This window comes from Butyrivibrio sp. XPD2002 (assembly GCF_000423945.1).
Taxonomy (GTDB): domain Bacteria; phylum Bacillota; class Clostridia; order Lachnospirales; family Lachnospiraceae; genus Butyrivibrio.
In genome coordinates this window covers 143,536-150,120 of the sequence record NZ_AUIY01000016.1, presented here as the reverse complement: position 1 = coordinate 150,120, position 6,585 = coordinate 143,536, and the positions used below count along the sequence as shown (strand labels likewise).

General features: G+C 42.7%; 5 protein-coding genes and 1 pseudogene. 2 read left to right on the top strand and 4 right to left on the bottom strand.

Features of this window, described 5'->3' with window-relative positions:
• A pseudogene (locus tag G587_RS0109375) lies at window positions 1-396 on the bottom strand (RNA-guided endonuclease TnpB family protein); the annotation flags it as partial.
• Between the two features lie 35 nt (window positions 397-431).
• Between G587_RS0109375 and G587_RS26865 the strand changes: the two are divergent.
• Window positions 432-665, top strand: a complete 234-nt coding sequence (locus tag G587_RS26865) for a DUF551 domain-containing protein (RefSeq protein WP_081679393.1) — start codon at window positions 432-434, stop codon at window positions 663-665.
• Window positions 666-669: 4 nt separating this feature from the next.
• On the top strand, window positions 670-1,074 hold the full coding sequence (gene tnpA, locus G587_RS26750; protein WP_026492017.1) for an IS200/IS605 family transposase: 405 nt from the start codon (window positions 670-672) through the stop codon (window positions 1,072-1,074).
• 158 nt (window positions 1,075-1,232) lie between these two features.
• Here the strand turns inward: tnpA and G587_RS0109360 are convergent, their stop codons facing one another.
• From G587_RS0109360 to G587_RS0109350, 3 genes are all read right to left on the bottom strand, one after another.
• On the bottom strand, window positions 1,233-2,729 hold the full coding sequence (locus G587_RS0109360; protein WP_026492016.1) for a DUF3298 and DUF4163 domain-containing protein: 1,497 nt from the start codon (window positions 2,727-2,729) through the stop codon (window positions 1,233-1,235).
• 485 nt (window positions 2,730-3,214) lie between these two features.
• On the bottom strand, window positions 3,215-4,288 hold the full coding sequence (locus G587_RS24405; protein ID WP_051200933.1) for a GTP pyrophosphokinase: 1,074 nt from the start codon (window positions 4,286-4,288) through the stop codon (window positions 3,215-3,217).
• Between the two features lie 105 nt (window positions 4,289-4,393).
• On the bottom strand, window positions 4,394-6,475 hold the full coding sequence (locus G587_RS0109350; protein WP_155829473.1) for a hypothetical protein: 2,082 nt from the start codon (window positions 6,473-6,475) through the stop codon (window positions 4,394-4,396).
• Between the last annotated feature and the right edge of the window lie 110 nt (window positions 6,476-6,585).

The window sequence follows — 6,585 nt, the reverse complement described above, 5'->3', positions numbered from 1 at the left end:
TTCAGCGAAATAAGGCAACTTAACACGACCATTCAGCGTGTTTACTGAAAAGCAGTTTTGTGTAAGGGAATAATCTCTGTTCCATACAAGGTCATACTGTGGCTTCTTAAAAGATGGCTGAATCCACTCTTTCTGATTTTCGAGAATGGTTTTATATCTTGCGATAACAGTCTTAAATACAGACTGAGCCATTTGAGATTTAAGTCCAAACTCTTCTCGGAGTGTAGAATACAAAACCTTGTTAAGTGAGAACTGTTTTAGGTCGTGAGTACGGAACACATAGTCAGACACAAAATTACAGGCATCAGAATAAACAGACATGGTTTTATCAAGTAGAACCTTATTGTCTGCACTAACGGATATCTGAATTTTAGCCGTGACTGTCATCTGTTCCATAGTGTACCTCATTGTTATTTCACTAACTATATGATATGATAATTTTTAGTGAAAGTCAAATGATTATAGGAGATTTTAACATGGATAAATGGATTAAAGTATCAGATAAACTACAAAATAGCGGAGAGTTAGTTTTGGCATATCATACCTATGATGACCCATTCCATAGTGACCAACGCATCATCATTTCCCGCTTTGAATATCAAGATTACTGGATGGATGGAACAATTACACATTGGATGCCGCTCCCTGCGCCTCCAAAGATATAACGGTATGGATAACAGATATAATCGCCATAACAGGCGTAAGTATAGTCTTAAAGTGCATATAGTTCTTGTTACGAAGTACCGCAAGCAAATACTTAAAGGCTCTATCGCTGACGATGTAAAGCAAAATATATACGATATCTGTAATTCTAAAGGCTATAGCATCATTGCTATGGAAACCGACAAAGACCATATTCATTTTCTGATAAACTACGACACCACGGATAGAGTATGCGATATAGTTAAGTTGATTAAGCAACAGACCACACATTATCTATGGCAGAAATATCCTAACTTCTTATCTAAGTGTTATTGGAAACATAAGATATTTTGGTCGGACGGCTATTTTGCTTGTAGTATTGGCGAAGTATCATCAGCTACCATACAGAAGTACATCGAAAGCCAAGGTTAATGGCTTACGAATTTACAAGGCTCCTCCCACCGCCCAAGGGCAGTGGGTTTCCGCTTACGAAACCGAAAGGATTTTGTTTATGAAATAGTATCATAATGCCCAATAATACAGAAAGCTCCCGGGATTCCGGGAGCTTTATAGACGCAAGCTTGCCATTTTCAACCTTTATAGTCTGCAGCTTCCTCAGAATCACCTGCGTCCTCGGAGCTATCACTTTGGATATCAGCAGCGTCTATCTCAGTGTCTCCCATCTGCTCCTCATACTCTTTTTCAGGATCTGTGAATGCCTTATAAGCCTTGAAGCCATTATCAAGTTCTTCTGCATTTTTCCTGTAGGTTCCTGATATTACAGCCTTGGGTGTTCCGTCTGTAATATCAAAAACTAACAGATCATAGCAATCATCATCCTCGGGAAGAATCAGATAAATCAATGTGGTTCCATCTTTTCTGTGAACATAATAGTAATCAGCAAAATCGTATGTTACATTGCACTTTTTCTCAATAGTCGCTGACTTGCCATCAAGAGTAAGGATGATTGCCTTGGCAGGAGTATAGTTTTCCTGATACTCGCCATCTTTTACAAAGCTTATGTTTATACCCTCTGTTGCGTCCCCATTTCCTTCCTCTGCGACAAAGGTATGCTCAGCGTTGATATATCCGCCATCCGTGTCAGGCACGAATTTTTCATCAATAATGCCTTCATACTCATCATAGCCGATGACCACGTCTGAAGCTCCAAACGCGTATGATGTCAGCTCATAAGGATTGAAAATGAAATGTAATCCGTCGCCGCCAAGGTACCAGTTGTATGGAAACTGCGACTTCTCATAATCGTCATTATTAGAGGTATCAGGATTGTATTTATAATGGGCTAAAGAATCCTCCAGCCCCATGAACTGATTCTCATCAACCTCTGTAGCATGAAGCTCATCTGCAAGAATCTTATCAAGCTCCTCTTCCGAGCACTTTACTATCTCATCCAGCTTAAGCTCAGCTCCGGTCTGGGTGTCATAGGTGCAGCCCAGCTCATTGTACAGGTTATGGAAACCGCCATAGAATTCGTCAAAGCTGTTTACTATGCTAAGAACTGTGTTGTCCGCGCGGGATATTCTCATGTTCTCCTTATAGTAATAATGTCCCATGAAGCCATAGCCGTTATCAATTGCTTCTTCATAGTCACTTACAGCCTGCTCTTTTGCCTCTTTAGCCACATCACCTACATTGTTTATCTTGTCACTGGCCTTGCTGCTGATGGTTTCATACAGCTTAGGAAAAGCGTCTGCGTATTGTTCATCCATTAGAAGTGCTACATACTGTCCATCTAGTAGGACACCATTGCTATCATCCAATGAAGGATCTGCAAACTTCTTGCTTCCCTCATACTTCACCTGCTCTGTCTTATAGGCAATCTTAAAAACTCCATCCAATGCATCAAGCTGTTCCGGTTCCTGCTCCTCTGAAGGAGCTTCATCTTCAGCGTCTGAATCATCCGTAGCTTCCGCCTGCGTTATATCACTTGATTCTTCCGTAGCAGCCTCTGTACTCTGTCCTGCTTCAGAAGATTCTGTTGTTGCTCCCGGCACGTTACTTCCACATCCTGCAACACTTAATGCAAGTAATAATGCTGTCCCTGCAATATAATCTTTTCTTCTCATACTTATCCCTCTTTATAATATATATTTACTCCTGCGTATATTCTCAGAAGATTTTACGTCTATATATGTTTATAGTCTATTCCGACTGCCTGCGGAGAATGTGTTCCGATAGCCATTACGTCTAACTGCGGACAAATCTTTCTATTGGTTACCATGCGGGCACTGCACTCCGGCAGCGATTACGTCTATTCGCGAACTTGTCTTTCTATTGATTACCCTGCAGGGAAAATCTTCAGATAGTCGTTACGTCTATCTGCGGACAAATCTTTCTACCGGTTACCATGCGGGTAAAATCTTCAGGTAGCCATTACGTCTATTCGCGAACAAATCAAACCACAGGTTGAACGCCGCCCAAAGCCCAAGCCATCAAGTAGCCCAATTCCCACAGAATTCACCAAACCGGCGTAATACAACATGCAAAAAAATTTGTTCGCGCCTGCACATATTCAAAAAATACAAATAACTCCCGCAAGCTGACAGACTACCTACTTACACAATCCGCCAAACTCGTCTCTCAGTCCCATAATTATCCTTGTATTGTTCTCCGCCTTCTTCATATCCTCAGAGAATGCATAATAGATATCCCTGATCTCCTTCTCGGTGTAATCTCCCCAGACCATCTTGGCTCTAAAGAGATAGAACAGTGCTGCGTTGGAGGTTATCTCCTCAAGATCAGAGAACTGAAGAGCGTGGTTTAATAAGAGAAGTACATGATCGTGCTCCTCGCTTACAAGCTTATGGAGACCACCAAGGGTCTCGATTCCGAACTCCACCAGCATGGACAGATAAGCTTCAGCGCCAACAAGAATTACCTTACCGCCTGTGAGCTTAGCCATATCCTCATAGAGATTGTTCATGGCCTGACTGTATTCCATGAAGGCGTTAAGAGTGAGTATATCAAGAGTCATCTGCTCTGCAGTATCATCGTGGATTCCCTGAAGAGTCTCGGTCTCATAGATTCCAAGCTGGTTCCTTATAGTCTCGAAGGAATCATCTGCCACCTCAAGGAGCCCTGCTATGCTGGCGAACTCACGGCGGACATATCTGGGAATTTCAAGGACAGTCTTATAACCAAGGTCGTGCTCGATCTCTGCCCAGGCATGCTGAAGAATAGTCCTTAGCTGAATCTCAAACACAAGATTAGTAAGCTCCTCCGGGTATCCCATATCCTTCCTCAGCGTGCACTGAAAATGTAAAGAGAGATAGCCAAAGGCCTCCGGCGGAAGACTCAAACGCTTGTCGTCCGAGTGCTCAAGATCCACATCAAATATCTTCTTTACAACCTCGCCTGCCTCATCAACCTGGGACAGGAAAAAACAGATTACGCGAAGCCCAAGAAGGTCATTTAAGTCCTCAACATTGGAATATCTGTCGGGCTTTTTTACAAGCTTATCCTCGACAGATTCCCAGCTCTTAATTCTGCTTGGAAGCTGCATGATATTGATGTTCGCTTTTTCAAGCTCAGTAGCTAAAAGCTCAGTAGCTATTTTCTGAACCTCTGCGTATTTTTCGACTATCTCATCATAGTTCTGTTTCTGGATTTGTAGTCTAAGATTCATTTTCCCACCTATAAAAAAATCAGAATAGCAAATTGGGTATCGGCGTGACCTGCACCCGGTACCCAATAATAATAAATTATATCCCTTCGCAAGGCAATTTCCCTTTTATTCGAATACCTTATCAAGGCCACCGAAATTATCAAGCTTCATATTGGGTGAAAATTCGTTTATTACAAAACGTATGGTTCTGCTCTCTTCCTCTCCAACCGTTATGAAGTCTATGTAATTCTGAAGGTCTGACGCATAAGGCGTAACCTCCGTGCCCTCTGCCACATAGAACATTCCACCTGAGCTTAGCGCATCCGAGGAGTTCCTGGGATTATATCTTCCACTCTCCCGTATTTTCAGCTTTCCTCCGGAAAGCTTGTACTCCTTCGCTGCAGGAACAGGGAAGCCATCGTTATCGATCATGTATGCTCCTGTCGGATACATGAAGCAGACAGGTCCGTCTATAACCTCGTTTACATGCATAAGCACATAGTCCGGATCAAGTGTAGTCTCAGGAAGTATTGAAAGTCCCAGGTCACCATTGTCCTCAGGGATCCTGAGTCCCTTATCGGTTATCTCATAGACCATTCCATAAAAGCTCACATCACCCGTAGGCACATTCACATAAAGGAAGCTCCCATCCTTCGTAGATGTGAGATACACATCCGGTGCATATCCGTAAAATGGTGTTTCAAAGGTTCTTCCACCGGCGGTGCCACGCCACTTAACATCATCCTCATTTATGTCACATTCCATCCTGAATTTGATGCCGCCCTTTACGTAATAATCGGTATCGTAATCCAGTCTGGTGAAGGTCTTATCGGGACATTGTCCATAGAAATTGCTGATAAGCTTAGGATTATCCTCGAAGGAAAGCGACAGATGATAGCCCTCCGGCTCATCATCCACAACACCTGCATTTATGAAAATATGAACAAAGCCATTAGCAAGTGAAAAGCACACATCACCGTTACCTTCCATGATGGATTTCCTGATACGGTCACTGCTCTCCTCGAAAAACTTCTTCCTGGGGTACATCGCCTTAAGGGAGCTATCTATCAGATTTGGAAGCTGATTAAGATCCCTGAACACATCTGAAAACAGCAGAATATTTCCTGTGACAGAATCCACATTATAAGTCCTGTAGGATACAGATTCTTCCGTCTGATCAAGGTCTATCTGTCTCTTTTCCCTAATATACAAGGAGATAACCTCGGAGTCATTTCTCGTGACAAAGCTTTCACTTTCATAGTAGAGCTCCCTTCCCTTTCTGCCGTTTTCAAAGCTATCTTTTGCAGCCATGGCCATGTCCATCTCGAAGCAGTTGATATTATTTATGGCTTCGCGAAGCTCCTCCTCTACAGGGTACTTCAGCTCGTTTATTTTTCCGAAGGCATCCATCCTTCCTATGTGTAGCAGTGGGAACAGAATATGGCCTTTTCCCTCTCTAAGGGTCACGTCCTCATATTGTGAAGACACTGACAGGCCTATGAGATCACTTCCCTTGGCGCAGGCACTTGCAAAGAGCTGTACAAAGGCATCCTCAGCCTCAAGGGGAAGGAAATTCTCTTCGTTGTCACTGGCGTAAATATTCTCTCCAGATTCAAACATTACGCTTAAGGTTGCACCATATTCATCAGAGATTCCCCTGATCTCATTATCAAGTCCGTTATAGGATGCAAGATCATAGGTATCTATTATGTCCATAAGGTAATCCATAAAGGCCTTCCCTGCCTCGAATCGTCTCTCATCCTTTGTGGAAGAGTCGTAGGCAAGGTAGCTTCCTCTAACGGTTGTGCCGTCATAATCAGCCCTCAGCTTCCATTGCTTTTTTCCCATAGTGAGCACTCCCTCTTCGTACAAGGTAGAAAAGGTGCAATAGAACGAGATAATCTGTGAGGACTCGATCTCCTTTTTTGCATTCGGATTGGAATTATTGACGCGGTTTCCATCCCCCGGCACCTCGTCTTCAATGCCTGAAGCGAGAGGAGTATACTCATCCTCTATCTCCAGATTTTCAGTTAAAGTGGTATCCTCATCCGATACGGCGACCTTGAAGAAATCAACGATGTTCGTGCGCCTGGAAACAATGCTCTTTTTCACCACGGGCTCGTCAATATGAGCTATCTGGTAAAAAATAGCAATACAGAATCCTATTAAGGCCATTATAGATAATCCCACAACTAACCCCTTTTTCATTCTGCAGTTCCTTTCAATCACTTAACGGAAAATTGATAACAATTAATACTCTGCGCAATGATACATCCTGTACTTATATTTTAAAAAAAACTGATAAATTTCAGGGTAAA